This window comes from Streptomyces sp. NTD91 (genome assembly GCF_059510455.1).
This window is the reverse complement of the sequence record NZ_JCAJZW010000053.1, coordinates 16,721-42,649: the sequence shown is the minus strand read 5'-3', so window position 1 is coordinate 42,649 and position 25,929 is coordinate 16,721. Positions and strand designations below refer to the sequence as shown.

Sequence of the window (25,929 nt, the reverse complement as noted above, 5' to 3'; positions counted from 1 at the left end):
CAACCCCGGCCCGCCGCTCAGCCGGGGCAGTCGGCCGGCGTCATGGCCGTGCCCCAGCGGATCATCAGGTACCCGGACCCGCCGATCTCCGCCACGGCGTAGCGGGTGTACGGCCAGGCGCTGCCCGCGCTCCGCCGTTCGCTCACCAGGGCCCGGCACGCCGTGCCCGCGGCCGCGTCCGCCCAGGATTCGACCTGCTGCTCGTTCCACTCCACGTAGTCCGACCACACGTACATCGCCGAATGCGCGGGGTCGAAGCCCACCTTGATCTCGTTGTTGCCGAGTACGCGATCGGTGCCGAGGCTCTGCCGCATCCCGTTGGTCGTCGCGATGATCTTCCGGGCGGCGCCGTCCGCGACCCGGATCTCGGCGCCGTCGGTGCTGGGGATCATGGCCTGCCCGAGGCCGTCCTCGTCCGGCTGCCAGTCCTGCGCGGCGCCCGCGCCGTCCCCGGCGCCGTCGTCCGCGCCGCCGGCGGCCGACCGGCACGCGGAGTTCGCGACGAAGTCGTCGTCCCAGGTCACCTGCGGGCCCTGCCCCGCGTCCTGCCGGACCATCACATACGTGCGGTAGGCCAGTTCCGGGTGCAGACGCACGGCGTCACGCATCGTCAGACACATGTTCCTTGCGATCTCCGTCTCGGCGTCCATCGTCCCGGACGCGTCCGAGGCCAGCCCGTACGACAGGTAGACCTCGCGGCGCGACGGGTGGAACCGCACGTCGTCCGGGGTGAAGCCGGCGCCGTCGCCCAGCTCCTGGGCGACGGCGCCCTCGTCCTGCAGCACCGCGCGCGCCACGTCGTGCTCGGCCGCGCCCCGCGCCGCTCTCGCCTCGTCCCAGTTGCGCAGGGTCGCCGGGCCGCTGCCGGCGCCCTTCTCACGTGCCGCCGCATCGCCCTTCGCCGCGCTCGCCGCGGGCCCGGCGGCACTGGCGGAGGAAGGCGGCGACGCGGTGGTGGACGAGGACGCGTGCACGGCGTTCCCGGTGTCCCCGGGCAGCAGCGCCGCGGCCCCTCCGGCCAGGCCGCCGACGACGCCCGCCGCGAGCACGACCGCGCCGGCCAGCCGCTTCTTCGACCGGCTCCGGTCCAAGGGGAGTCGCCATGCCGGGTCCTCCCCGGCCGGTACGTCCCACACAGCGGCGACCAGGTCCGCGGCCGTCGCCGGCGGCGGGTCGGCGCTCGCCGCCTGGGTGGCCTGCGAGGCCAGCAGGGCCGCGCACTCCCGGGCGGCCTCCGTGGCCGGCGGGCGGTCACCCGGCTCCTGCGCCAGCGCCTTCTCCACGAGGGCGCGCAGCGGGGCGGGGACGCCCTCCAGATCCGCCTCGCCGGACATCACGCGGAAGGCCACCACGTCGGGCGCGCCGGTGCCGAAGGGCAGTCGACCGGTGCCGGCGTAGGCGACCAGCGCCCCCCACGCGAAGATGTCGCCCGCCGGGCCCGTGGTGCCCGCACGGTACTGCTCGGGGCTGATCCAGCCCGGGGTGCCCGTCGTCACCCCGGTACGGGTCACGCTGGTGCCGTCGGCGGCGTGCGCGATGCCGAAGTCCAGCACCAGGGGGCCGACGGAGGTGAGCAGCACGTTCTGCGGTTTCACGTCGCGGTGCACCACTTTGGCGGCGTGGATCGCGGCCAGCGCCTGCGCCGTGGCGGCCGCGAACGCGTACAGGCTTGCCTCGTCGAGCGGTCCGTGCGCGGCCACGTGCTGGTTCAGCGAGGGGCCCGGAACGAACGCGGTGGCCAGCCACGGGGTCGGCGCGTCCGGGTCCGCGGCGAGCAACGGCACGAGATGGGGCCCGGTGATCCGGGACGACAGCTCGACCTCGCGCCGGAAACGCGCGCGGAACTCCGGATCCTGCGCCTGCTGGGGGTGAATCACCTTCACGGCCACCCGCATGCCGTCGGCGGCGACTCCGGCATGGACCGTGCCCATGCCTCCGGCGCCGAGGCGGCCGACGATCCGGTACGGGCCCACGCGGGAGGGGTCACCCGGACGGGCCGGCCGTACTCTTCCGCCGGGACCGTTCTCGCTCACGAGCACTTCCTTGAACTGTGGCGGCCTGGGCAGGCCAGGGTGGGACAGGGGACGGGCGGACGGCCGCGAGCGCGCGGACGGCGCCGGACAGCGGCCGACCGCCCGCTCGCGGCGGCGCATCGACGTACGCGGTGGCGCGGCCTTCTGAACGAGGGCGGTGCGTATGAACGAGGGCGGTCCGTTGAACGAGGGCGGTCCGTTCGAAGGTGGACGGTCCGTCAGATACGTGACGTGGAACGTGTCACCCGGCGGCGTGCCGCTCCGTCAAAACCGCCCGCGCGTCGACAGGTTCCGTCCCCCGGCGTCCGTACCCGACACTGCCCTTCCGCATGAGCGGCCCCCTCCCCGGTCCTGTGCGAGGCCAGCCTAGGGCTTGGTGAGCCGGACGGTGGCGTACACGGCGGAAAAATCACGTGCCCGCGCAGCGCGCCTCTCGTACCGTCATGCCGTACCGAGCGCCGCCACGACCGTACGGCGGCGCATGTCGTCCGACACAGAGGGGAGCCCGGCCGTGCGCGCACGTACCGCCGTCGTCGCTCCCCGTTCCCGGTACGAGGTGATCCTCGTGTCCCGGTGGTGCCGGTGCCCGCTGCGCGGCCGGCACCGGACGCCCGTGATGTCCCGCTGACCTCGACGCACGGGCAATCGCGCTGCCCTTTTCCCGACAACGGGCCTGAGGTGTCAGGCCCGATCCGCAGAAAGGCCCTGGGTCGTGCGCACGAACACCACCACCCTCGCCGCCGTCCGCAATCTCGGCATCCTCGCCCACGTCGACGCGGGCAAGACCACCGTCACCGAGCGGATCCTGTACGCGACGGGCACCACCCACAAGCGGGGCGAGGTGCACGAAGGCACCACCGTCACCGACTTCGACCCACAGGAACGCGACCGCGGCATCACCGTCTTCGCCGCAGCCGTCAGCTGCGCCTGGGACGGCTGCCGCATCAACCTGATCGACACCCCCGGCCACGTCGACTTCGCCGACGAGGTCGAGCGCAGCCTGCGCGTCCTGGACGGGGCGGTCGCCGTGTTCGACGCCGTCGCCGGGGTCGAGCCGCAGAGCGAGTCGGTGTGGCGGCAGGCGGACCGGCACGGCGTGCCGAGGATCGCGTTCGTCAACAAGATGGACCGGGCGGGCGCCGACCTGGACCGGACGGTGGACTCCATCAGGCACCGGCTGCATCCGGTACCGCTCGTCGTCCAGCTTCCCATCGGCGCGGAGGACGCGTTCACGGGCGTGGTGGACCTCGTACGGATGCGCTCGCTGGTCTGGGACGACGGCGCGGGCACGGCCGCGGAGGGGCCCGTGCCCGAGGAGCTGGGTGTGGAAGCGGTACGGCGGCGGCGGGCGCTGGAGGAGACGGTGGCGGAGCTGCACCCGGCCGCCCTGGAGGAGTTCTGCGACCGGGAGACCCTCTCCGCCGAGACGCTCACCGCCGCGCTGCGCGACCTCACCCGCACCCGGGACGGCGTCGTCGTGCTGTGCGGTTCCGCCTACCGCAACCGCGGCGTGGAACCCCTGCTGGACGCGGTCGTGGCGTACCTGCCCTCGCCGCTGGACGTCCCCGCCGTGCGCGGCGTCCACGCGGGCGCCGCGCAGGAGCGGGCCGCCGACCCCGAAGCGCCGTTCGCCGGGCTCGTGTTCAAGGTGACCGCGAGTGCCACCGGGCGGCTGGCCTCCGTGCGCGTGTACTCGGGCACCGTCGAGAAGGGAGACATTGTGTGGGACCCGGCCACCGGCCGCACCGAGCGTGTGGCGCGCATCCTGCGGGTCATGGCGGACCGGCACGAACGGCTGGACCGTGCGGTCGCCGGTGACATCGTCGCGCTCGCCGGTGTGAAGTCGGCGCGGGCCGGCTCCACGCTCTGCGATCCCGGAGCCCCGCTGCTCCTGGAACCACCCGTGTCCGCCGAGCCCGTGGTGTCCGTCGCCGTCGAGGCCCGGCGTGCCACGGACACCGGACGGCTGGGGGCCGCGCTGGCGCGGCTGGCCGAGGAGGACCCCTCGCTGGTGGTGCGCACCGACGCCGAGACCGGGCAGACCGTGCTGTCCGGCATGGGCGAACTCCACCTGGAGGTCGCGGTGGAGAAGATCCGCCGCGACGGGGGACCGGAGGTGTGTGTCGGCCGGCCGCGGGTCGCCTACCGCGAGACGGTCGTCGAGGGAGTGACCGGGTTCGTCTTCCGGCACGTCAAACAGGACGGCGGAGCAGGACAGTTCGCGCACGTCGTGCTCGACGTGGAGCCGCTCGGGCCCGAGGTCGGGGCCACCGGCTTCGAGTTCGCCTCCACCGTGGTGGGCGGCGCGGTGCCGCAGGAGTACGTGCGCGCGGTCGAGGCCGGCTGCCGGGACGCCCTCGCCGAGGGGCCACTGGGCGGGCACCCGGTGACCGGACTGCGGGTCACGCTCACCGACGGCGCCACTCATGTGAAGGACTCCTCCGACACGGCCTTCCGCACCGCCGGCCGGCTCGGGGTCCGCGCGGCCCTGCGCGCCTGCGCGACGGCCCTGCTGGAACCGGTCGCCGAGGTCACGGTCACCGTGCCGGAGGACGCCGTGGGCTCGGTCCTCGGCGACCTCGCCGCCCGGCGCGGCAGGGTCGGCGGTTCCGGGACGCGGGGCGGCGACGCCGTTCTGACGGCGACCGTGCCGCTGGCGGAGCTGTTCGGCTACGCCACCCGGTTGCGCAGCCGCACCCAGGGCCGCGGCACCTTCACCACCCGCCCCACCGGCTACGCCCAGGCACCCCGGCCGGCGCCGGTCCGGTGACGACCGGGGGACCGCACCGCCATGTGCCGCATCGGCCGGCGGTGCGGTCCCCGTGTGCCGCGGGACGGGCGGGTGCCGAGCCGGAGACGCGGAGTGTGGCCGGCCCGCCTCGGTCCCGGTCCTGGCTCGGCTCCCGTCATGCGCCCGGTCGCTGTCCGGGGGCCTGCCCAGGACGGCTGGACATGCAGAGGTAGCGTGGCGCCGGGGCGTTCCCCGCAGACACGTGTGCCGTGCGCGGTGCCCGGAAAGCCGGTCCGTCCCGGGGGGGAGTCGAGTGAAGTACAGAGTCGCCCTCGTGGCGTTGTTCCTCCTGCCCGCGCTCTGGGGAGCGGCGAACCTCACGCGCGCCCTGACGGCCTCGGCAGAGGTCGAGTGCCCCGGAGAGAACGTGGGCGAGGACGGGGAAGAGCGCCCGGGCCCGATGCGGCCCGGGGACACGCAGTGTTCCGTCCTGGACGGATCCGTCGCGGTGGCGACGCGGGGGGATTTCGCGCAGACTTCCGCAATCCGCTGTCCGGCGCACGAGACCTTCCGCCAGAGCCCCCCGCTCCGTCGGCGAGCGGCCCGGTCACGACGTTGCTGACGGAGCCCGAACCCGGGTCGGTCGCCGGGTCCGGCGCGTGCCGGCTCGTCGGCCCGTCGAGATACAACCGTTGCACAACGGCGCCCCGGCTCTCGCGCCGCAGGTCACGCACCGTACGGCCGCTCACCGCTGCCACCTGACCTCCCCGATTTCCGGCGTTTCTCCGGGCTCTTCCGGCCCGTTCGACGGTTTGCCGCTGCCCGATCCCTTGACGAGCGTTTCTCCTGAGGTTTAACTCACGTCCTAAATTAAGCCATGAGGGGCTTCGGCGGCCGAACGGGTCCCCACGGGTCCGCACCCGTGCCCGCTTCCGTGAACACCCTCGGCGTTCTCGACTCCCGGAAAGGGACACCAGGAGCCATGCGCAGCATCCGAGCCGCGGCCACAGGCGCCGTCACCCTGTCTCTCGTCCTCGCGGCCACGGCCTGCGGAGGGGGCTCGTCCAGCGGTGGCGGGTCCGACGACTCGCCGAAGACCCTGACGTACTGGGCCTCCAACCAGGGCGCCACCATCGCCGTCGACAAGCAGGTCCTCCAGCCCGAACTCGACAAGTTCCAGAAGCAGACCGGGATCAAGGTCGAGCTGGAGGTCGTGCCCTGGTCCGACCTGCTCAACCGGATCCTCACCGCGACCACTTCGGGCCAGGGCCCGGACGTGCTGAACATCGGCAACACCTGGAGCGCCTCGCTGCAGGCGACCGGCGCGCTGCTGCCCTGGGACGCCAAGAACTTCGCCAAGATCGGAGGCAAGGACCGGTTCGTCGACTCCGCGCTCGGCTCGACCGGCGCGGCCGGCAAGGACCCGGCCGCGGTTCCGCTGTACTCGATGGCGTACGCCCTCTACTACAACAAGAAGATCTTCGCCGACGCGGGGATCGGCAAGCCGCCGGCCACCTGGGACGAACTGGTCGCGGACGGCAAGAAGATCCAGGCCAAGGGCAAGTCCCCGCTCGGCGCCGAGGGCTCGAGCCTGGCCGAGAACATCCACCACGTCTTCGTGTTCGCCAAGCAGCGCGGCGCCGACTTCTTCACCGCCGACGGCAAGCCGGACTTCACCGACGCCAAGGTGGTCGACGCGGTGAAGAGCTACGTCGACCTGATGGCGAAGGACAAGGTCATACCGACCGGTGACGCCGAGTACGCGCAGAACCAGTCCGTCAGCGACTTCGCCAAGGGCAAGCAGGCCATGCTGTTGTGGCAGTCGGCCGCCGCCAACCTCAAGTCCCAGGGCATGAGCGAGGACGCCTACGGCATCGCGCGCGTCCCGGTGATCTCCGGCACGCCCGGCACCGGCACCCAGGTCGACTCGATGGTCGCCGGCATCAACCTGGCCGTCTTCAAGAACACCCACAACCTCGACGGCGCAACGAAGTTCGTGAAGTTCATGACCTCCGACGACGAGCAGAAGATCCTCAACAAGGCCTACAGCTCCATCCCGCCGGTGAAGTCCGCCCAGGAGGACCCCGCGTTCAGCGCTCCCGCCAACGCCGTCCTGAAGACCACCCTCGCCACGAGTGCCGCCGCGCTGCCGCAGGTCCCGTCCGAGTCGCAGTTCGAGACGGCGGTCGGTACGGCCGTCAAGGACCTGTTCGCCGACGCCGCCGCCGGACGCCCCGTGACCACCGACACGGTCAAGGCCGCGCTGAACAAGGCCCAGCAGCAGATGCCGGCGGCGTGAGCGAGACGATGACGACCACCGCCTTCAAGGAGCCGGTGACGCAGGCACCGTCCGGGGCGGCGGCGCGCGACCCGCGCCCTCGCCCCGGACGGCTCCGCCGCGTCTCGCTGCCGTACCTGCTGCTCCTGCCCGCCCTGCTGCTCGAACTCCTCGTCCACCTGGTGCCGATGGTCATCGGCATCGTGATGAGCTTCAAGGAACTCACCCAGTTCTACATCCGCGACTGGAGCACCGCCCCCTGGGCCGGCCTGGGCAACTACAAGGTGTCGGTGGACTTCCACGCGCCCGTCGGCGAGGCCCTGCTGCACTCCTTCTTCGTCACCATCGGCTTCACCCTGCTGTCCGTCGGCCTGTGCTGGCTCGTCGGGACCGCGGCCGCGCTCTTCATGCAGGACACCTTCCGCGGCCGCGGCCTGCTGCGCGCGCTGTTCCTGGTGCCGTACGCGCTGCCCGTCTACGCGGCCGTCATCACCTGGGTGTTCATGTTCCAGCACGACAACGGCCTGGTGAACCACGTCCTGCACGACCAGCTGCACCTCACCGACAAGCCGTCCTTCTGGCTCATCGGCGACAACAGCTTCTACGCCCTGCTGACCGTCTCGGTGTGGAAGGGCTGGCCGTTCGCCTTCCTCATCGTGACGGCCGGCCTGCAGAACATACCCCGCGAGCTGTACGAGGCCGCCGCGCTCGACGGCGCGGGGATGTGGCAGCAGATCCTCCGCATCACCCTGCCCTCGCTGCGCCCGGTCAACCAGGTGCTGGTCCTGGTCCTCTTCCTGTGGACCTTCAACGACTTCAACACCCCGTACGTGCTGTTCGGCAGGTCCGCCCCCGAGGCCGCCGACCTCATCTCGGTCCACATCTACCAGGCGTCCTTCGTCACCTGGAACTTCGGCACCGGCTCCGCCATGTCCGTCCTGCTGCTGCTCTTCCTGCTCGTCGTGACGGGCGCGTACCTGCTGTTCACCTCGCGCGGACGGAGGGTCGGCCATGTCTAGGACCGTCAACCCACCGATGGCGTCACCGCGTTCCTACCTGTGGTCCCGCCGGATCTTCCTCAGCCTGCTCACCGGTTTCGTGCTGGTCCCGGTGTACGTGATGGTCTCCAGCTCGCTGAAGCCGCTCGCGGACGTCACCGGCAAGTTCCGCTGGCTGCCGAGCGGGCTGACCGTCCGGCCGTACATCGACATCTGGTCGACGGTCCCGCTGGCCAGGTACTTCGTGAACTCGCTGATCGTGGCGGGCGCTGCGACGATCTGCTCGGTGGCCATCGCGGTGTTCGCGGCGTACGCGGTCAGCCGCTACGACTTCCGCGGCAAGCGCGTGTTCACGGTCACGGTGCTGTCGACGCAGATGTTCCCCGGCATCCTCTTCCTCCTCCCGCTGTTCCTGATCTACGTCAACATCGGCAACGCCACCGGCATCGCCCTCTTCGGCTCCCGAGGCGGACTGATCCTCACCTATCTGACCTTCTCCCTCCCCTTCTCCATCTGGATGCTGATCGGCTACTTCGATTCGGTCCCGCGCGACCTGGACGAGGCGGCGCTGGTGGACGGCTGCGGCCCGCTCGGCGCGCTGCTCAGGATCGTCGTACCGGCCGCGATCCCCGGCATCGTCGCGGTCGCCGTCTACGCCTTCATGACCGCGTGGGGCGAGGTGCTGTTCGCGTCCGTCATGACCAACGACACCACCCGCACCCTCGCCGTCGGCCTCCAGGGCTACTCCACCCTCAACAACGTCTACTGGAACCAGATCATGGCCGCCTCGCTGGTCGTCAGCGTCCCCGTGGTCGCCGGCTTCCTCCTTCTGCAGCGCTACCTCGTCGCCGGCCTGACGGCGGGCGCCGTCAAGTGACCGACACCCCTGATCCCGAAGGGACTTCCGTGTCCGAACCCATCGACCTCGCCGCACTCCCGCACGACTTCCTGTGGGGCACGGCCACCGCGGCGTACCAGATCGAGGGAGCCGTCGCCGAGGACGGCCGCGCGCCCTCGATCTGGGACACCTTCTCGCACACCCCCGGGAAGATCGCGAACGGCGACACCGGCGACGTCGCCTGCGACCACTACCACCGCTGGCGCGAGGACATCGCCCTGATGCGCCGTCTTGGCGTCAACGCCTACCGCCTGTCGGTGGCCTGGCCACGGGTGGTCCCCGGCGGCACGGGCCAGATCAACCCCACGGGCCTCGCCTTCTACGACGAGTTGGTGGACGCCCTGCTGGACGCCGGCATCACCCCGTCCGTCACCCTCTACCACTGGGACCTGCCGCAGATGCTCCAGGACCGCGGCGGCTGGCCCGAGCGGGACACCGCCCACGCGCTCGCCGAGTACGCCTCGGCCCTCTCCACCCGCCTCGGCGACCGCGTCAAGCTGTGGGCCACCCTCAACGAGCCCAGCTGCTCGGCCTGGATCGGCCACCTGGAGGGCACGATGGCCCCCGGCTGGACGGACCTCACCGCCGCCGTGCGCGCCTCGGTCCATCTGCTGCTCGGCCACGGCCTCGCCACACAGGCCGTCCGAGCCGCCGCCCCCGACGCCCAGGTCGGCATCGTCAACAACCTCTCCACCGTGCACCCGGCCACCGACCGCCCCGAGGACGTCGCGGCCGCCCGCCGCCACGACGGCCACGTCAACCGCTGGTGGCTCGACCCGGTGCACGGCCGGGGCTTCCCCGCCGACATGGTGGAGACCTACGGCGTCGAACTCCCCCTGCGCGACGGCGACCTGGAGACGATCGCCACCCCCCTGGACTGGCTGGGCCTGAACTACTACTTCCCGGCCTACGTCGCCGACGCTCCGGGCGCCCCGGCACCCTACGTCCGCGCGGTGCGCCGCGAGGGCGTCCCGCGCACCGGCATGGACTGGGAGATCGACGCGAGCGGCATCGAGACCCTGCTGCTCCGCCTCACCGAGGAGTACGGCGCCCGCAGGATCTACGTCACCGAGAACGGCTCCGCCTTCCCGGACGTGGTCCGCCCCGACGGCAGCGTGGACGACCCGGAACGCCAGGACTACCTGGAACGCCACCTGGCCGCCTGCACCTCGGCCGCCCGCAGGGGAGCCCCGCTCGCCGGCTATTTCGCCTGGTCCCTGCTGGACAACTTCGAGTGGGCCTACGGCTACGACAAGCGCTTCGGCCTGGTCCACGTCGACTACCGCACCCAGGTCCGCACGATCAAGGGCAGCGGCCACCGGTACGCGGACATCGTGCGGGTGCACCGGGGGGAGGCACGCAGGGCGGCGTGAGCGGGGCCCGGAGGGCTGGGGCGCGGGAGCGGGAACCTGCGCCCCCGGTACGCACCGCTCCGAGCTTGCCGGGGCTTCGCACAGGGCCCGTTCTCCACGAGCGACGACCGAGGCCCCGGCTCGTCGCGCGACAACTCACCGTGGAGCGCGGCATGTTACCGGTACAGACTTGTTGACGCTGCATACCGGCGATGATTCACTCCGCGGCTGAGAGCGCTCTCTCGCGATCGCGGACCAGCCGCGGTCCCGTTCACCCCACCACGTTTAAGGAGAGCCGTGTCTGTGATTCCCTCTCGTCGTGCCCTGCTCCGCGGGGCGGCTGCTGCCGCCGCAGCGGTGCCGCTGACCGGTGCGACCGCAGGATCCGCCTTCGCGTCGTCGCCCGACCTTGCCGTCGGCTCGGGCGATCACGGCGCCGGCCACGGGACGGCCGGTCTCGGGCCGAACGTCCTGGTCTTCGACACGTCGATGGGCGACGCGGCGATCCAGGCGCGGATCGACGCCGTGTTCGCCATCCAGCAGTCCAACCAGTTCGGAACCGAGCGGTACGCCCTGGCGTTCAAGCCTGGCACGTACAACGTCGAGATCAACGTCGGCTTCTACACCCACGTCCTGGGGCTCGGGGTCCGCCCCGAGGACGTCGTGATCAACGGTCATGTGACCGTCGACGCCCAGTGGTTCGGCGGCAACGGCACCCAGGACTTCTGGCGGGCCGCCGAGAACCTGACCATCGTGCCGCCGGACGGACTGGAGCGCTGGGCCGTGGCCCAGGCCGGCCCGATGCGCCGGGTCCACGTCAAGGGCGACATGATCCTCATGCCGAGCCCGCCCGGCAACGGGTGGTCCAGCGGCGGCTTCCTGGCCGACAGCGTGGTGGACGGCCGGATCAACTCCGGCTCGCAGCAGCAGTGGCTGTCGCGCAACGACACCATCGGCAGCTGGACCGGCGCCAACTGGAACATGGTCTTCGTCGGTGTCCAGGGCGCACCCGCCACGTCCTTCCCGACCCCGCCCTGCACGACCGTCGGCCGCACCCCGGTGATCCGGGAGAAGCCGTTCCTGACCGTGGACCGCCGCGGTGCCTACCACGTCTTCGTGCCCGCGCTGCGTCGCGACAGCACCGGCACCTCCTGGGCCGGCCGACCGGCCGCCGGCCACAGCATCCCGCTGACCGGGTTCCACGTCGCACAACCGGGCGACTCCGCCGCGAGCATCAACGCGGCGCTCGCCAGGGGCAAGCACCTCCTGCTCACCCCGGGCATCTACCCGCTGTCCGCGCCGCTGCGGATATCCCGGCCCGGCACCGTCGTCCTCGGCCTCGGTCTGGCCACCCTCCAGGCCGTCAAGGGCAACTCGCTCGTCGAGGTCGCCGACATCGACGACGTCTCCGTGGCCGGTCTGGTCCTCGAGGCCGCCTCCGCCGATTCCCCCGTGCTGCTGCGCGTCGGCGACGGCCGCAGCCGCAGGAACCACGCGCACCGCCCCACCGCCCTCTTCGACATCTTCCCGCGCATCGGCGGCGCGGTCCCCGGCGGCACCCGCGTCAGCGTCCAGATCGACAGCGACGACGTGATCGTCGACCACGTCTGGGCCTGGCGCGCCGACCACGGCCTCGACGGCACCTTCGGCTGGTCGGTCAACCCCGCGGGCGTCGGCTTCCTCGTCAACGGCGACCGGGTCACCACCTACGGTCTGTTCGTCGAGCACCACCAGAACTACGAGGTGCTCTGGAACGGCAACCACGGCCGCACGTACTTCTTCCAGAACGAACACCCCTACGACGTCCCGACGCAGACGGCCTGGAAGCACGGCAACACCAACGGCTTCGCCGCCTACAAGGTCGGCGACCACGTCACCGAGCACCACGCGTGGGGCCTGGGCAGCTACGCCTACTTCGACCTCGACGCCAACATCTACACCGACCGCGCCTACGAGGTCCCCGACACCCCGGGCGTCGTCCTCACCTCGCTGATGACGGTCTGCCTCAACGGCCCGGGCGGCGGCGGCATCCTGCACTGCGTCAACAACGCGGGCGACCCCGTCGAGAACGGTTTCGGAACCTACTACATGAAGTCGTACTCGAACGGCGCCGGGGTGGTCTGACCGCCCCGCGGGCAGTGACGCTGCCACGGCGCACTCCGCCCACACCGTCTCGCCGGGGCCGCTGTCGACGGGGGGACTCCAGCCCCGCGGTCGGCCGGGGCCCCGGCGAGCAGGCGGCCGCGCCCGCCGTCGCGCGGGTCGTCCTCCGAGGTGTGGGCGGGCCGGTGGAGGAGAGTATGCCGAGGGTGTCGGCTGCACCGAAGCCGCATGTAAATCCGCGTCGCAATAGGTCGCCGTCCCGGGCCGTCTCTGCTGCCGAGAATCTTGAGCATCCGGTGGCGGACGCCCGCGGCTGCTTACTGACAGGGTGCCGCGGCGGCCGGACTTGGTGCCAGGTCTTCACCAGGTCCGGCCCTCCGACGCACCCCTGCGTTCCTTGACGTACCCCGGCCCTGGTTGACTCTTCCGCACGGGCTCCCAGGACTAGCTGTATTGCCCTGAGAGGTTGGGGACGCGACTGGCGGGTGGCTGGCCCCTGAGCGCGGTGTGTCCGCGGTGGTGATTGTAGGTGTGCAGCCACTGCGGGAACGCTTCCCGGCGCTCGGCTTCCGACCGGTAGGGGCGGGCGTAGGCCCACTCGTCCAGCAGGGTGCGGTTGAAGCGTTCGACCTTGCCGTTGGTCTGGGGCCGGTAGGGCCGGGTTCGTTTGTGGGCGATCCCGGCCGCTGCGAGGGCGTCGCGCCAGTCGCGTGAGCGGTAGCAGGAGCCGTTGTCGGTCAGGACCCGTTCGACGGTGATCCCGGCCTGGGTGAAGAAGGCGTGGGCCCGCTGCCGGAAGCCGGTGGCGGTCTCCTTCTTCTCGTCGGCGTGGATCTCGCTGTAGGCGAGGCGGGAGTGGCCGTCGACGGCGGTGTGCAGGTAGCTGTAGCCGAGGTTGGGGCGGCCGTGGACGGTGCGGGGCCGGGCGGGGTCGCGGTGCGCGGAGCTGTTGCGGCCGCCCTTGGCTCTGCCGTGGACCTTGTGCCCGCCGCCGTCGCGCCGCGTCGCCGATTCCCATCGCGACCATCTGGCGGAATACCAAGCACTGAAACAGGAACTGACCGCACAGGTGCGGCGGTTGGCCGAGCTGCTGCCCGCCCTGACCGCTGAAGCGGGCACCAGCGTCCTGGACGGCCCGTCCGTCGGCGTCGCCGAGCTCGCACGCGCCGGACTGGTCCAGTACGGCGATCCTGAACCGGTCTCGGTCAGCGACCGGCTCGACACGGATTTCCTTCAGGGGTTCCTGCGCAGCGCGGCGAATACCCGCCGGTCCACGAGCGACAGCGGAACGTTTCGGCTTGACGGCAAGGGCGCCCGTATTCCGCAGATGGACATCGCCGAACAACGCCGGTACGGGGCCGCCTTCCGCGCCCTGCAGGAGTTCGAGGAACTGGCCCGGCGCGTTGCCGAGCTGAGCAAGCAGACGTCCGCTTTGGCGCGGGACGGTTTGGGCAACGGAGCGCTGGTCCCCGGCGAGTGACGGGGCCATGCCTCTCCGGTCGCCTGATCAGCTCTCCTGCGGCACGAACGGACTGGCCGTCCCGCTCCACGACACCGCCAGTGCCTCCCGCGCTCGCGTGCACGCCACGAACAGCAGACAGCGCTCGCGCAACAGGTCCGCATCGTGCTGGAGCGCGTCCACGGAGGCCGGCATGACCTCACGTGCGAAGGGCACCGCACTCGCGGTCACCCCGAGGACGGCCACGCAGCGGAACTCCAGCCCCTTCATGGCAGCCGGAAGGCGACCTCCCGGGTCTGCGGGTCCTCCTGGGGCCGGAAGCCCTCGAAGAAGTCCTCGTACGCGTAGGAGGGATGGAACTGCACGAGCTTGACCTGCTCCGGGCCGCCGCCGAGGAACTCGGCGAGCTTCAGGGCGAGGTAGGTCTTGCCGGTGCCGGGCGGCCCGTAGAACACCAGCTGACGTTCGTCCCAGAGCAGGTCACGCACCTCCCGCAGCCAGTCCACATCGTGCACGAGAAGTTCGTCGGCCAGCTCGTCCACCGGCTCGGGCAGTTCGAGCTCGCGGCGGGCGGCCATCACCTGTATCTCCACGCTCGGGTCGCGGTCCACGGCCCGAGCTTCCTCGGCCAGCTCCTGGTCGCTGAGGCCGAGCCCGTCCACCAGGGCCTGGACGGAGGACAGGTCGACCACGTCGTGCTGGACCGACAGCTTCTGCTGCAGTTCCTCCGGCAGCTCGTCGTACGGGTAGCCGTTCGGCTGCCACTCCACCGGCCGCCGCAGATTGGACCGCCCGCCCTCGGACTCGACCTGCTCCGCTCCGCCGGTGATCTCGCCGACGTACAGCCGGCCACCGGAGATGGTGCAGACGGTGTCACCAGGTTTCATCCGGGAGAGGAACGCGTGCACCTCTTCCGCCAGTTGCTGCTTCTGGCTGTACGTGGCCGTGGATTCGTAGTCCTCCTGGATCAGGAGGCGCAGCTGGTCCTTGCTGATGCCCTGCTCCACACCCTCGCGCAGCCGCGAGGCGGCGAGAGTGACACATCCCTCGGGCAGCCACATCCGCTGCACGAGGTCGAGCCCGCTCACGTTGGAACCGCGCACCAGCCAAGGGCGGTTGGGGCCTGGCCACATCCCCGGCATGAAATCCCCGAGGGGGCGGCCGTCCTCCGTCTTCCAATTGATCCAGCCGTTGGCACTGTGGCCTTTCAGCACCGCCGCAGCCCTGGAAGAGGAGTCGAAAGTGATGGCTTCGGCCGTCTCCAGCCAGCCGGGCCACCTTTCGGACGGCTTGATCCGTCCCTGCCGGATCAGCTCTTCGCGCTGCATGTGGGCACCGGCCACGCGGGCGGGGAACGACGGCACGACCTCCGGTCGCACGGGTTGGCCCGCGGGAACGACGAACTTCCGGCTGCCATTCGTCCCCAGTTCATTCGCCGGCCGTCCCTGGGCCACTGGTCCGCCGTTCGGCAGCCGCAGGTAGAACTCCGGGTACTCCCTGCTCTTTTCAGCCGACATGGCTGGCCCCTCCCGCACACGGATCCACCGACTACGGTAGGGCCACCCACCGACAAGGGGCCGGTCGGGGCCCTTCAGACGGATGGGTGGACGGCCGGGATGATGCTCGTCCCACCGGCTCAGGGCGTCGAGGGGGCGCACGAACGTACTGTGCGGCAGGCAGGACATCGGCATTCTGAGAGTCCTTGACGTCATTGCCTGGATGAAGGGCGGAGAAGGCCCGAATCGGACGAGCTGAGACGTAGCGGCGGCTTGGGGTGACATCCCGACGGTCAAGACGTCCAGTCGGGCAGCCGGGGATGGTTGACGGCTCCGGGAAGGTCGCACCACGGCCGCAGTTCTCCGTAGGCCTTGGTCCCGTCGTAGCTGAGGTCGGGTCCCTTCATCCGGTACGACTCGGCCAGGGCCACACAGGCGGCCTCGCCCTTGGTGCCGACCGTTCCCGGGGCCAGTTGGTCTGCGCCGTTCACGGCGGCGTCCAGGCAGTTGCCAAGGGCTCCGTGGTCGTCCGCGGTGTCGCCGCTCGCGGCCGTTTTGTCCAGAGCTACGACGGCGTCCGCGCAGTCCCGAGGCATCCTGGTGCGCTCGAGGGTGACCGCCCTGATCAGCTCGTCCACTGTCGTGTCGGCGGCTTTGTCCTGCTTACCGTAGGTGTTGAAGGAGGCTATCGGGCGGGACGGCAAGGGGGCTGTTGGGCGGCGTTGCATGCCGTCCGCATCCACGCGCTCGCCTGCCCCGGTGGGGCGTGTGTGTCGATGCCGAGCACGTGGATGACGCCAAGACCGCGCTGAGGGCTGCCGATCCGCAGCGTGCGTCGGGCGTATCCGCCCGGCTGAGGGTGGACGATGACCGCGCTCGGGGCTTCGACGGGTGTGTAGCCGGCGCTGTAGGTCAGGAGCTGGTGGATGTCACCCGCGCTCACGCCGTGGCGGTCGTAGCGCTTGTACTTGGCGTCGATGGGCAGCAGGGCGTGATGGCCCGTGCCGGCGTGGGGCAGGCTGAGCAGAAGGTCGGGGCGGAACGTCGAGGTGCTGCCGAGGTCGCCGCGGACGGTGATGCCGGTCCGTCCGTTGCTGGGGACGGAGCGGCCGCCGTGCGGGGTGGCCGCCTCGGTGGCGAGCCGCCGGACGACGGCCTCCCAGAGCGCGGGCATGGTCAGCAGGAGGCCGCCCGCCGAAGTGCCGTGGTCGGTCAGCAGATCGCTCACGCCTCCGCCGCGCAACAGCAGGCGGGCCCACGTGTGAGCGGGACGGTAGCGGGTGTTGAGGCGTGTGTACCGGGTGCGCTCCAGGGCGCGCAACGCGGTGGCGGGCGTGCCTGCAGCCGGGAACGCGTCGGCGACGCCGTGCAGGCCGCATGATGTGCTTCGCGGCGCTGCCGCCCTTGATGCTTCCCAGGTTCGGAGTGAGGAACTCGAGGAGTCGGCAGTACGTCGGTTCGGACCCGGCGGGGGCGGGCTGCCCCAGCGCGTAGCGCTCGAGCGGCAGCGTCTTCCACCCCTCCAACGGGAAGAGGGAGAGCACCCGTTCGCGCTCCTTCTCGGCGGCCGACTCCACCTCGGCGACGGCCGCCCGGTCGAACTGGCCGGCCGCTGTACGCACATCCACCCCACCTGTCATGCCGCCATGATGCCGGATGGCGTCGAGCCCGCTGCCGGAGGTTGGTGGTTCCTCTGCGAACGGCCGAGTCGGCTGACACCATGGACCGGCAGGGGGCAGTAACGGCTCCGCACTCGCGGAGCACAGCGACGCACGTGATGGGGGAAGCATGGAGGACTGGATCTACATCCTCAACCCGAACAAGGACACGCTGGACGGGGAACCCTCCACCAAGGAAACCATCCGCCGCCTCGCCCACGAAGAACCTGAACTCGACCTCTGGCTCAGCCGGCGCAACCGTATGAGCCCAGGGGACCGCCTGTGGTTCTTCTTCAGTCAACCGGAGTCGGCCGTGGCGGCGCTGGCCGAGGTCGACAAGGAGCCGTACGAGGATCCCGACGACCCGGAGTTCTCGTACCGGGTCGAGGCGACCCTGCTGCCCGGCGCGACGGAGGCCTTGTACGGCAGCCCCGTCGGCCGGGAGGAACTGAGGCTCGCCCAGGTGAGGTCGGTGCAGAAGGTGAAACCCGAGGCGTTGCCGGTGCTGCTCGCGAGGGCCGGGTTGTAGGACGACGGTACGGAGACGAAGCGGGACGGGGCCGCCGGCGCGAGATCCCTTCGCGCCCGTCGAGCAGTCGCTGCTCACCCGGCTATCGTGATCGGTATGCCGTCCTCGCACCTGCTGATCATCGGAGACCGGGCCGCCCTGAGCTGGGTGGTGACCGAGCAGTGGATGGCGTTCCCGGCAGGGCGGTCGAAGGCGGCCCGTGCGCTGGAGGAGGGCGACGAGATCTTCGTCTACACCACGCGCGGATGCTTCCGGAACCCGACGCACGACCTCGGCCGGGTCGTGGCCCGGGCCACCGTCGCCGGCCCCGTCCGGGTCCTGGAGGAGCCGGTCGTCTTCGGCGAGCGCAGCTTCACGGAAGGCTGCCTGCTGGAGGTGTCCGGCCTGGCCCGGTTCCGTGAAGGGCTCGTCCTGCGCGACCTCGTACCGCGCCTGTCGGTGTTCCCGGACCCGGCCACGTGGAGTGTGCGCATGCGGCGGGCTTCACTGACCCTGCCGCCGGGTGACGCCGAGTTGCTGCGTGCGGAGCTGGAGCCGCTCCTGTCGCCGTACGAGGAGGCGGTCGAGGGCTACCGCTGAGAGCCGGTGACTGGTTGATGCACCAGGCCCGCCACGCCCGCCGCGAGGGCGCGACGGCGATTCATGGCGTGCATGCCTCAAGAATGCGCGCCATCTGACCACCTGCGGGTGCGGGTCACTCGGCTCCCGCGGCGGCAAGGTGCTCGCGCATCACGGCCGCGATCTCCGTGGCATCTCCGGTGGGCGGCAGACGCCACGGCGTCTCGTCGCCGTTCTCCATCACGAAGCTGCTCACGAAACGCACACTCGCGGGTGAGGGGGCGTACGAGTCACGGAGCCGCACGCAGTCCCACACGCATCTCCGCCCACCGAACGGCCTGACGGCACGGGTTGGTTGAACGTCTTTCGCATCGCACAAGGTTCTCGGAGCGCACAGCGGCACCCACGGCGGGTCCCGCCTCAGCCCAGGGGCGCGGAGAGCGTGACAAGTTCCGCCCAGACCGTCTTGCCGCTGGGCGGATACGGCTCTGCGCCCCAGCGGTCGGCGAGGGCGGTCACCACGAGCAGGCCGCGACCCGACTCCGCATCCGGAGGCGGGCTGAAGTCCGTGGCGGGGCAGGGGAGGCGGTCACCCCGCGCGTCGGTCACGGCGATCCGCAGCAGGCCGGCCCCCGGGTCGAAGCGGAGCCCCAACCGGAAGTCCCGGCCCTGCACCCGGCCGTGCAGAGCCGCGTTGGCAGCCAGTTCGGCCACGATGTGCTCCGCCCGCTCGGCCGCGGACGGCGGCACCTGCCAGGCCTGGAACTCCGCCACAGCGAGCAGTCGGGCGAGCCGTGCGCCGCGACGGGTGGACGACAGCTGCTGTGCGAACGTCCGGACGGTGGTGGGGGAGTGGGGCGTGCTCACGTTCATGGGGCCACCGTGAAGGGTGCGCGGGGGCGCGCGCCAGGTAAAAGCCACGTACGGTACGTGAGCGTACGGACACTCCCAGTGCGGTGTACGGCAGTCCGGTGGTCGCTCTGGAGCCCCGGCGGGAAGCGGAATCACCCCGGCCTTCGGGCCCGGCCTCGGCTGTGCGCTCGACGGCGCGGTGGCCTTCGCCACAATTTGCCCATTTGGGATGGATAACTGCGTACAAATAGTTCGAACGGTGGTTGCACTACTGAGGTAATCAGCTCAGCGATTCAGAGACCAATGGCATTGGGAGAAGCGTTTGCTCACGGCGCGTAAACGACGGACCAGGCTGGTGGCTGCGGCCGGCGTACTCGGCGGCGTGCTCGCGGTCACGGCACTCGGCGGTACCAGTTTCGCCGCCACCGGCGGCAATGACGCCGGGAATCCGACGAAAACGCAGGCTCCGGCGGATCGGGCGGCCGCCCAGGACGCCTCCGACGCCCGGATAGAGATCACGCCAGGGCAGGGCGCCCACGACGTCGGCATCAACGACCCCGTCAAGGTCACCGTCCGTGACGGAAAGCTCACCAAGGTGACCATGACCGCCGTAGCGACCGGCGCCGAGCTTCCGGGCACCCTGTCCGCGGACGGCACGTCCTGGAAGCCGGACGGCCGACTGCAGCGGGCCACCAGGTACCAGGTCGCCGCAGAGGCCGAGGACGCCAAGGGCCGCTTGGCCACCGAGAACGCCACGATCGCCACGGTCTCACCGGCCAACGACTTCATCGGGCACCTCTCCCCCGAGAACGGTTCGACCGTCGGCGTGGGCATGCCGGTGACGGTCGACTTCGACGAGGCGGTCGGCGACAAGGCCGCCGTGCAGCCGGAGATCCACGTCAGTTCCAGCAGCGGCCAGCGGGTCGTCGGTCACTGGCTCAACGACGGCCGCCTGGACTTCCGCCCCGAGCGCTACTGGAAGCCCGGCTCCACCGTCACCGTCAAGCTCGACCTCCACGGCGTCCGGAAGACGGTCACGTTCAAGATCGGCCGGAGCCAGATCAGCACGGTCGACGCCGCGACGAAGCAGATGACCGTCGTACGGAACGGCAAGACGATCAAGACCATCCCGATCTCGTCCGGCAGCCCCGAGCACCCGACGTACAACGGTCGGATGGTCATCTCCCAGAAGTTCCGGCACATCCGCATGAACGCGGCGAGCGTCGACCTCACGGACAAGGACGGCAAGCCCGCGTACAACATCGCGGCCGTACCGCACGCCATGCGCCTGACCGACTCGGGCACGTTCGTCCACGGCAACTACTGGGAACCCGACTCGGTCTTCGGCAAGGTCGACACCAGCCACGGCTGCGTGGGCCTGAAGGATGTCCAAGGCGGCGGCGACGGCAGGCAGCCCGCCGCGTGGTTCTTCGACAACTCGATGATCGGCGACGTCGTGATCGTCAAGAACTCCAAGGGCGGGAGGGCCCTGGCCCCGGACAACGGCCTCAGCGACTGGAACATGCCGTGGAGCGAGTGGGTCGCGGGCAGCGCCACCCACTGACGCCAGGTCGTACCGCACACACCTGAACATGACTCCCTCCGCCAGGCGGTGGCCGGCATCGTTTCGGCCGCCGCCTGGCGTGTCAGGGCGCCCGAGCAGTCTTCGGCCCGGTGAGTCTCCCCGCCTGCCGACTTCAGCGTTCCGCCACCCGTCGGCCCCCTTCGGGCGTGAGCCCGGGACCGAGTTCCCGGCAACCTCGTACGGTGAGTCAGCGTACGGACACGTTCGGTGGACAGTACGCATACGGGTTGGCCACGCTGGGTGTTCTCGGTCAGGGGGAACTGGCACGTGTGCACCTGGAGGTGGGCCTCGAATGACGACCGACCGCGTCGAACCGGTGGGGTTGGGCGGAGAGTGCGAGCGGGAACCGGACCCGTCGGACAGTCTGCGAACGTTCGGGGCGATTGTCCAGGCGCTGCGCGAGCACGCGGGGCTGAGCCGGGCGGAGTTCGGGGAGATGGTCCGCTTCTCCAAGCACACGGTGGAGTCGGTGGAACTGGGGCGGCGGATGCCGGACGCGTCGTTCGTGGAGCGGGCGGAGGAGGCCCTGGGCAACACGGGGGCGTTGCGGCGGGCGGCGTGCTTCTTGACGCGGGGGGAGGCGGGGCTGGCGGCTTGGTTCCGGCAGTGGGCGAGGCTGGAGCGGGTGGCGGTGAGCCTGTGTACGTATGAGTGCCGGTTGGTGCCGGGGTTGTTGCAGTCGGAGGGGTATGCGCGGGCGGTGTTTGAGGGGACCGTTCCCGTGGCTCCCGACGGCCAACTGGAGGACTACATGGCCAGGCGGATGGAGCGGCAGCGGATGCTGGTCGAGCGGCCGACGACGCCGTTCAGCTTCATCGTCGAGGAGCATGCGTTCCGGCGGCGGTTCGGCGACACGCAGAGGATGCGCAAGTTGTACGACCACGTGCTGAAACTCAGCGCGCCTCGCAACGTGTTGCTTCAGATCGTGCCGCTGGAGGCTGGGTTGCACGCCTGTCTGGATGGTCCGGTCCGGCTCCTGGAGACGCCGAAGGGCCAGCGGTTCGCGTACTCCGAAGGCCAGCAGAACGGCCGCTTGATCTCCGACCCAAAAGAGGTGAGCCTCCTCTGCCAGCGCTATGACACACTGCGCTCGCAGGCCCTGAACCCCGAAGACTCACGGGGTCTGCTGGAGCGACTGCGAGGAGAGCTATGAGCAAGACGGAACTCGCCTGGTTCAAGTCCAGCTACAGCGGCAGTCAGGGTGACGACTGCGTGGAGGTCGCCGTCACCGAGCAGGCCATTCACGTACGGGACTCCAAGGATGCGATGCGCACTCCCTTTGCCGTGGGTCGGGACGGCTGGTCGCGTTTCGTGGACTTTGTGGCGGAGGCCTGAGGACGACGCGTCACGGTGGCAGGCCCGCAGGCGCATGCCACCGTGACGCTGACGGCTCTTCGCAGTTGAGGGTGTAGTCGGGCTGCGCACGTGGCTGACCTTCGGGGCTCTCTCAGCCTTCCGCGTCGCGCTCCTCCTCGTCCCCGAGCCAATGGAGCGCTCGCTCGGCGATCCCGCTGGAGAGCTTGCCCGTTACCGAGCTGGCCAGCTCGGGGGTCTCGTTGCCGAAGCTTATGGCGGCATCGACGCCTTTTGTTCCTGCCTCGAGTGCCTTGTCCCTCGCCTCCGTGGCCGCGTCCACCCACCGTCTCGCCTCCGACGACTGGCGACCGGACTCAATACCGAGCCGCCCGTGGAAGACATGGACGCTGGCTGCGACATGGTTGCTCGACTGGACTACGGCCGGGAACTTGATCGGGTTGAACAGCACCTCTGCGTTGGCCGTGCCGGCAGCCGCATCCATCCGGGCCACCAGACGCTCGGTGCTCCGCGAGATGAGATCCAGCCGGTTCCGCCGGGCAACCCGAAGCCCGAGGCGATGCCGGTCCAGCTCCTCCGGAGCGCCGTCCAGCACCCGGTCGAGTTCGAGCACTGCGAGCGCGTCCTGCAGTTGGAAGCAAGGAGCCAGCACAGCGAGCCACTCCTGAGTCTTGGACCCGGCTTCCTGGGCCGTCGCGGCGAGATCGCCGATGTTGGTTTTGCGCTCCATCTTCTCCGCGAGTGCGTCGAGTTGACGCAACGCGTACGCCTGGGTGTTTGCGACCGTTGCCGGCGCGGCCTGCACCTTCGACCACGTGACCTCGGAGACTCGGCCCACCTGCTCTCGGATGGTCATGCTCTCCTCGATCAGGAGGTCCACTCCGATCATGCGGGCCACCACAGCGTCCTTCTGGGCGCGCAGGACGTCGTCGACCTTCTCGTCGATCGTGGCGAGGTAGTCGGTGATCTCGTCCATGGCCTGCTGCATCGCGAGCTGAGCCATGATCCTCGCGCTGCGCGAGACCACGCTCGGTCTGGCCCAGGAAGTCGCGGAACCCTGGGTGAGCCTGCGGCGTGGCATCGGACGCGTCCTGCTCGCGGACCGGTTGCGCGGACGCCGAGGGGACCCTGGGCGGACTCGTGCGCCAGGGCGAACCGCCCCGCCTGGCGGAAACGCTGTTGCGGATGACCGAGGCGGCTGCCTGGTGCTCCGCCGAGCCGCTGTGCGCAGAGCACTCCGGGCAGGGCTTCGGCAACCTCAACCGGGCCGCCTGCCACGCCTGCGCCCTGTTGCCCGAGACGAGTTGCGAGTCCGGCAACACGCTGCTCGACCGCGCCCTCGTCGTGGGCGGCGAACAGGTACCCGGCTACTTCGAGCCCATCGTCGCCGCTGCCCGGGCAGCCGCGGCCGCAGCCCTGGAGCACCCCGCCTCATGACACTCACCTACTTGGACCTCATGCCGGATCAGCGGTCCGCGCTCGACAGCCTGCCGTTCGACGGCAACCATCTCATCAGCGGTCCGCCCGGCAGCGGCAAGAGCCTGCTGGCAGCACAGCGTGCGGTGATGCTGGCACTGACCGGCACCCCGACCGTCCTGCTCACCCGCTCCCGTCTGCTCCACCAGTCCCTGGCAGCCACCGTCCACGCGCTGGGGCCCAGAGACCGCACCGTTCGCGTGGCGACGGCGCACTCATGGCTGGCCGACTGGTACGGCCCCAAGGCTCCGCGTGCCGAGGACGGCTGGTACGAATGGCCCGCGTTCTACGAGCGGGCCGCTGAAGTCGAACCCGACCCCCATCTGGCCCTCGTCGTCGACGAGGGCCAGGACCTGCCGCCCGAGTTCTACCGGTTGTGCAGGCTCCTCGGGGGTCGCATCACGGTGTTCGCCGACGAGGGCCAGCGGCTGACCGACACGAACTCCACCCTGGCGGAAATCACCCAGCGCCTGGGCAACTGCACGCGCGTCGAACTCGAGGGCAACCACCGGAACACTCGCCAGATCGCCGCGTTCGCCGCGCACTTCCACACGGGCGCCGGCCTGCCCTCCCTCCCGGACCGGGACGGGCCGCCACCGCGCGTGCACAGACTGCCCGAGCGAGGCGCCGCCGACCTGCTGATCACGCCGGCACAGACACATCCCGGTCACACCATCGGCGTGATCGTGAACTCCCGGCATACGCAGTTCTCCCTGCTCGGCAGCCTGGAGAACAGAGCACCGTGGCTGAAGCCGCAGCTGTACACGTCCCAGGCGGTGAAGGGCCGCTACCGCACCCTGGACCTCGCCCGCCCGGGTATCGTCCTGGTCCACCGTGCCAGCGCCAAGGGACTGGGCTTCGACACGGTCGTCATCCCCGACACGCACACCGACGCGGCTGCCGATCCCACCTCGGCGTCCCTGCGGATGACCTACTACGTCCTGGCGACCCGTGCCCGGCGCGAGCTTCACCTCGCCTACGAGGGCGTGGTCGAGCCACCGTTTCTCGCCCGGGTCGGCTCGGGGGAGCTGCTGCGAGGCTGACCGAAGTGCGGTCCTCGCTCCGTCGCCGTACTCGCCACCTCGGTGGGATGAACGCGTTCGAGTTGTACGCAATACGCGGCTCGGCCGGCCGTGCCGGGCGGTGACTGAACCGTCCGCTGCTGCACGACGTATCCCCGGACGTGGCAGGATCCCTCACCATGAGCGCGTCCCCGGCGGTGAGAGGCCTGCGGGCCGCCGTGTTCGCCGCGGTGTGCGTCCTGCTCGCCGCCGCCGGGCACGGGCTCACCATGGGCGACATGCCGCCGCTGTGGGCCGACGAGGCCGCCTTCGCCGCCGTGCTCGGTCTCGGCTGGCTTCTCGGCGGCCGGGAGCGCTCGTTGCCCGGCATCGGCGTGGCCATGCTGCTCGTCCAGACCGGCTTGCACCTCGGCTTCGACGCCGCCCACAGCAGCGTCGGGCACGTCGGCGCCGGGCCCATGGCGTCCATGCCCGGTCACGCCACGGCCGGCATGTCCGGTCAGCCGATGGCCGCGATGGACACCCACGCGGCCTCCCACGCCACCGCCGCCCACCTCCTCGCCGCCCTGGTCGCCTCCTGGTGGCTGTGGCGCGGGGAGGCCGCGCTGTGGTCGTTGCTGCGGCGGGCCGGGACCCTGGTGCCAGGGCTCGTCGCCTGGTGGCGCGGCCCCCGGCTGGCCGCCCCGACCGGAGTCGCCCCGGGCGTCCCGGCCGCCCCCGAACCGCCTCGGCCGACCCTGCTGCGGCACGCCGTCAGCAGACGCGGGCCTCCGTCCCCGATCCCGTACTCGCCCTGACCCCTGAGCCCGACCGACACGTCACCCGTACGGAGATCGACACAGCCATGTCCGCATCACGTCCCACCACCCGCCGTGCCGGCGCCGTCGCCGCCCTTGCCGCGACCACGGTCCTGCTCGCCGCCGGTGCCGCCTCCGCGCATGTCACTGTCCACCCCGACAGCTACGCCAAGGGAGCCACCGACGGCGTGCTGACCCTCCGCGTGCCCAACGAGGAGGACAAGGCCTCCACCACCAAGGTGCAGGTCTTCCTGCCCACCGACCATCCCGTCCTCGGCGTGCTCGTGCACCCGCAGGACGGCTGGACGGCCAAGGTCACCACCACCAAGCTCAAGACGCCGGTCAAGACCGACGACGGCACCATCACCGAGGCGGTCTCCGAGATCACCTTCAGCGGTGGGAGGATCGACGCCGGGCAGTACGAGGACTTCGACGTCGCCTTCGGACAACTGCCTGGCGACACCGACAAGTTGGTGTTCAAGACCCTGCAGACCTACTCCGACGGCAAGGTCGTGCGGTGGATCGAGGAGCCGACCGGTGGCGACGAGCCCGAGGATCCCGCCCCGGTGCTGAAACTGACCGCCGGTGACACGGCCTCCGCGCCCGCCAAGCCCGCCACCGCCGGAGCCAAGGCGGCCGACGCCAGTGACTCCACCGCCCGTGGGCTCGGCGTCGCCGGGCTCGTCGTCGGTGTGCTCGGCCTCGCCGCCGCCGCGTTCGCGGTCGTACGGACCCGGACCGGGCGGTCGTGACGGAAGGAGAACAAGGGGGAAGGGCCCGGCCGGCACTC

The 25,929-nt window shown here is 70.8% G+C and carries 20 protein-coding genes and 4 pseudogenes; 16 read left to right on the top strand and 8 right to left on the bottom strand.

Features of this window, described 5'->3' with window-relative positions; genetic code table 11:
• Positions 1-17: 17 nt before the first annotated feature.
• Positions 18-2,033 (bottom strand): serine/threonine protein kinase, encoded by a 2,016-nt coding sequence (locus AC5WRT_RS34375; RefSeq protein WP_496100914.1) that lies wholly within the window; start codon positions 2,031-2,033, stop codon positions 18-20.
• A 712-nt stretch (positions 2,034-2,745) separates the two neighbouring features.
• Between AC5WRT_RS34375 and fusA the strand changes: the two genes are divergently transcribed.
• From fusA to AC5WRT_RS34345, 6 genes are all read left to right on the top strand, one after another.
• Positions 2,746-4,803, top strand: a complete 2,058-nt coding sequence (fusA, locus tag AC5WRT_RS34370) for an elongation factor G (RefSeq protein ID WP_496098237.1) — start codon at positions 2,746-2,748, stop codon at positions 4,801-4,803.
• Between the two features lie 943 nt (positions 4,804-5,746).
• Entirely contained in the window at positions 5,747-7,063 is a 1,317-nt protein-coding gene (locus AC5WRT_RS34365; RefSeq protein WP_496098238.1) for an ABC transporter substrate-binding protein, read from the top strand.
• An 8-nt stretch (positions 7,064-7,071) separates the two neighbouring features.
• Entirely contained in the window at positions 7,072-8,061 is a 990-nt protein-coding gene (locus tag AC5WRT_RS34360) for a carbohydrate ABC transporter permease (protein ID WP_496098258.1), read from the top strand.
• Positions 8,062-8,077: 16 nt separating this feature from the next.
• Positions 8,078-8,917, top strand: coding sequence for a carbohydrate ABC transporter permease (locus AC5WRT_RS34355; RefSeq protein ID WP_496098259.1), 840 nt, complete (start codon positions 8,078-8,080; stop codon positions 8,915-8,917).
• A 29-nt stretch (positions 8,918-8,946) separates the two neighbouring features.
• Positions 8,947-10,311 carry a GH1 family beta-glucosidase gene (locus AC5WRT_RS34350; RefSeq protein ID WP_496098239.1) on the top strand — a complete coding sequence of 455 codons (1,365 nt, stop codon included), beginning with the start codon at positions 8,947-8,949 and terminating at the stop codon, positions 10,309-10,311.
• 276 nt (positions 10,312-10,587) lie between these two features.
• Positions 10,588-12,414 carry a pectate lyase-like domain-containing protein gene (locus tag AC5WRT_RS34345; RefSeq protein ID WP_496100913.1) on the top strand — a complete coding sequence of 609 codons (1,827 nt, stop codon included), beginning with the start codon at positions 10,588-10,590 and terminating at the stop codon, positions 12,412-12,414.
• 423 nt (positions 12,415-12,837) lie between these two features.
• Here the strand turns inward: AC5WRT_RS34345 and AC5WRT_RS34340 are convergent.
• Positions 12,838-13,386 (bottom strand): annotated as a pseudogene (locus AC5WRT_RS34340) (integrase core domain-containing protein); the annotation flags it as partial.
• On the opposite strand from AC5WRT_RS34340, the pseudogene AC5WRT_RS34335 reads away from it, so the two are divergent.
• Positions 13,385-13,873: pseudogene (locus AC5WRT_RS34335) on the top strand (SAM-dependent methyltransferase); the annotation flags it as partial. The pseudogenes AC5WRT_RS34340 and AC5WRT_RS34335 overlap by 2 nt on opposite strands.
• 27 nt (positions 13,874-13,900) lie before the next feature.
• Here AC5WRT_RS34335 and AC5WRT_RS34330 read toward each other — a convergent pair.
• The 4 genes and pseudogenes from AC5WRT_RS34330 to AC5WRT_RS34315 all read right to left on the bottom strand — a co-directional run.
• Positions 13,901-14,158, bottom strand: a pseudogene (locus AC5WRT_RS34330) (3'-5' exonuclease); the annotation flags it as partial.
• Positions 14,125-15,369 (bottom strand): annotated as a pseudogene (locus AC5WRT_RS34325) (DUF4357 domain-containing protein); the annotation flags it as partial. The pseudogenes AC5WRT_RS34330 and AC5WRT_RS34325, both read right to left, overlap by 34 nt.
• Before the next feature lie 272 nt (positions 15,370-15,641).
• Positions 15,642-16,052 carry a hypothetical protein gene (locus AC5WRT_RS34320; protein WP_496098241.1) on the bottom strand — a complete coding sequence of 137 codons (411 nt, stop codon included), beginning with the start codon at positions 16,050-16,052 and terminating at the stop codon, positions 15,642-15,644.
• Positions 16,034-16,972 (bottom strand): 5-methylcytosine restriction system specificity protein McrC, encoded by a 939-nt coding sequence (locus AC5WRT_RS34315; protein ID WP_496098242.1) that lies wholly within the window; start codon positions 16,970-16,972, stop codon positions 16,034-16,036. The genes AC5WRT_RS34320 and AC5WRT_RS34315 overlap by 19 nt, the downstream gene beginning before the upstream one ends.
• A gap of 164 nt (positions 16,973-17,136) precedes the next feature.
• Here AC5WRT_RS34315 and AC5WRT_RS34310 point away from each other — a divergent pair, with 164 nt between their 5' ends.
• Both AC5WRT_RS34310 and AC5WRT_RS34305 read left to right on the top strand, forming a co-directional pair.
• Complete coding sequence (locus AC5WRT_RS34310; protein ID WP_496098243.1) at positions 17,137-17,535, top strand: EVE domain-containing protein; 399 nt, start codon at positions 17,137-17,139, stop codon at positions 17,533-17,535.
• A 96-nt stretch (positions 17,536-17,631) separates the two neighbouring features.
• Positions 17,632-18,114, top strand: a complete 483-nt coding sequence (locus tag AC5WRT_RS34305) for a hypothetical protein (protein WP_496098244.1) — start codon at positions 17,632-17,634, stop codon at positions 18,112-18,114.
• A gap of 399 nt (positions 18,115-18,513) precedes the next feature.
• Here the strand turns inward: AC5WRT_RS34305 and AC5WRT_RS34300 are convergent, their stop codons facing one another.
• Positions 18,514-18,966: an ATP-binding protein gene (locus AC5WRT_RS34300; RefSeq protein ID WP_496098245.1), complete on the bottom strand. Its 453-nt coding sequence runs from the start codon at positions 18,964-18,966 to the stop codon at positions 18,514-18,516.
• A 331-nt stretch (positions 18,967-19,297) separates the two neighbouring features.
• Between AC5WRT_RS34300 and AC5WRT_RS34295 the strand changes: the two genes are divergently transcribed.
• The 3 genes from AC5WRT_RS34295 to AC5WRT_RS34285 all read left to right on the top strand — a co-directional run bounded on the left by AC5WRT_RS34295 (position 19,298) and on the right by AC5WRT_RS34285 (position 21,865).
• Positions 19,298-20,509, top strand: a complete 1,212-nt coding sequence (locus AC5WRT_RS34295) for a L,D-transpeptidase (RefSeq protein WP_496098260.1) — start codon at positions 19,298-19,300, stop codon at positions 20,507-20,509.
• Between the two features lie 313 nt (positions 20,510-20,822).
• A complete protein-coding gene (locus tag AC5WRT_RS34290) occupies positions 20,823-21,683 on the top strand; it encodes a helix-turn-helix domain-containing protein (RefSeq protein ID WP_496098246.1) in 861 nt (286 codons plus the stop codon).
• Positions 21,680-21,865: a DUF397 domain-containing protein gene (locus AC5WRT_RS34285; protein ID WP_496098247.1), complete on the top strand. Its 186-nt coding sequence runs from the start codon at positions 21,680-21,682 to the stop codon at positions 21,863-21,865. The genes AC5WRT_RS34290 and AC5WRT_RS34285 overlap by 4 nt, the downstream gene beginning before the upstream one ends.
• A gap of 112 nt (positions 21,866-21,977) precedes the next feature.
• Here AC5WRT_RS34285 and AC5WRT_RS34280 read toward each other — a convergent pair whose 3' ends face one another.
• The gene (locus tag AC5WRT_RS34280) at positions 21,978-22,847 is read right to left on the bottom strand and encodes a hypothetical protein (protein ID WP_496100912.1); all 870 of its coding nucleotides are present in this window, start codon (positions 22,845-22,847) and stop codon (positions 21,978-21,980) included.
• 71 nt (positions 22,848-22,918) lie between these two features.
• Between AC5WRT_RS34280 and AC5WRT_RS34275 the strand changes: the two genes are divergently transcribed.
• The 4 genes from AC5WRT_RS34275 to AC5WRT_RS34260 all read left to right on the top strand — a co-directional run bounded on the left by AC5WRT_RS34275 (position 22,919) and on the right by AC5WRT_RS34260 (position 25,891).
• On the top strand, positions 22,919-23,281 hold the full coding sequence (locus AC5WRT_RS34275; protein WP_496098248.1) for a hypothetical protein: 363 nt from the start codon (positions 22,919-22,921) through the stop codon (positions 23,279-23,281).
• The gene (locus AC5WRT_RS34270) at positions 23,278-24,363 is read left to right on the top strand and encodes a DEAD/DEAH box helicase (RefSeq protein WP_496098249.1); all 1,086 of its coding nucleotides are present in this window, start codon (positions 23,278-23,280) and stop codon (positions 24,361-24,363) included. The genes AC5WRT_RS34275 and AC5WRT_RS34270 overlap by 4 nt, the downstream gene beginning before the upstream one ends.
• 158 nt (positions 24,364-24,521) lie before the next feature.
• Positions 24,522-25,139, top strand: a complete 618-nt coding sequence (locus AC5WRT_RS34265; RefSeq protein ID WP_496098250.1) for a hypothetical protein — start codon at positions 24,522-24,524, stop codon at positions 25,137-25,139.
• Between the two features lie 47 nt (positions 25,140-25,186).
• Positions 25,187-25,891, top strand: a complete 705-nt coding sequence (locus tag AC5WRT_RS34260; protein WP_496098251.1) for a YcnI family copper-binding membrane protein — start codon at positions 25,187-25,189, stop codon at positions 25,889-25,891.
• The last annotated feature ends 38 nt before the right edge of the window (positions 25,892-25,929 follow it).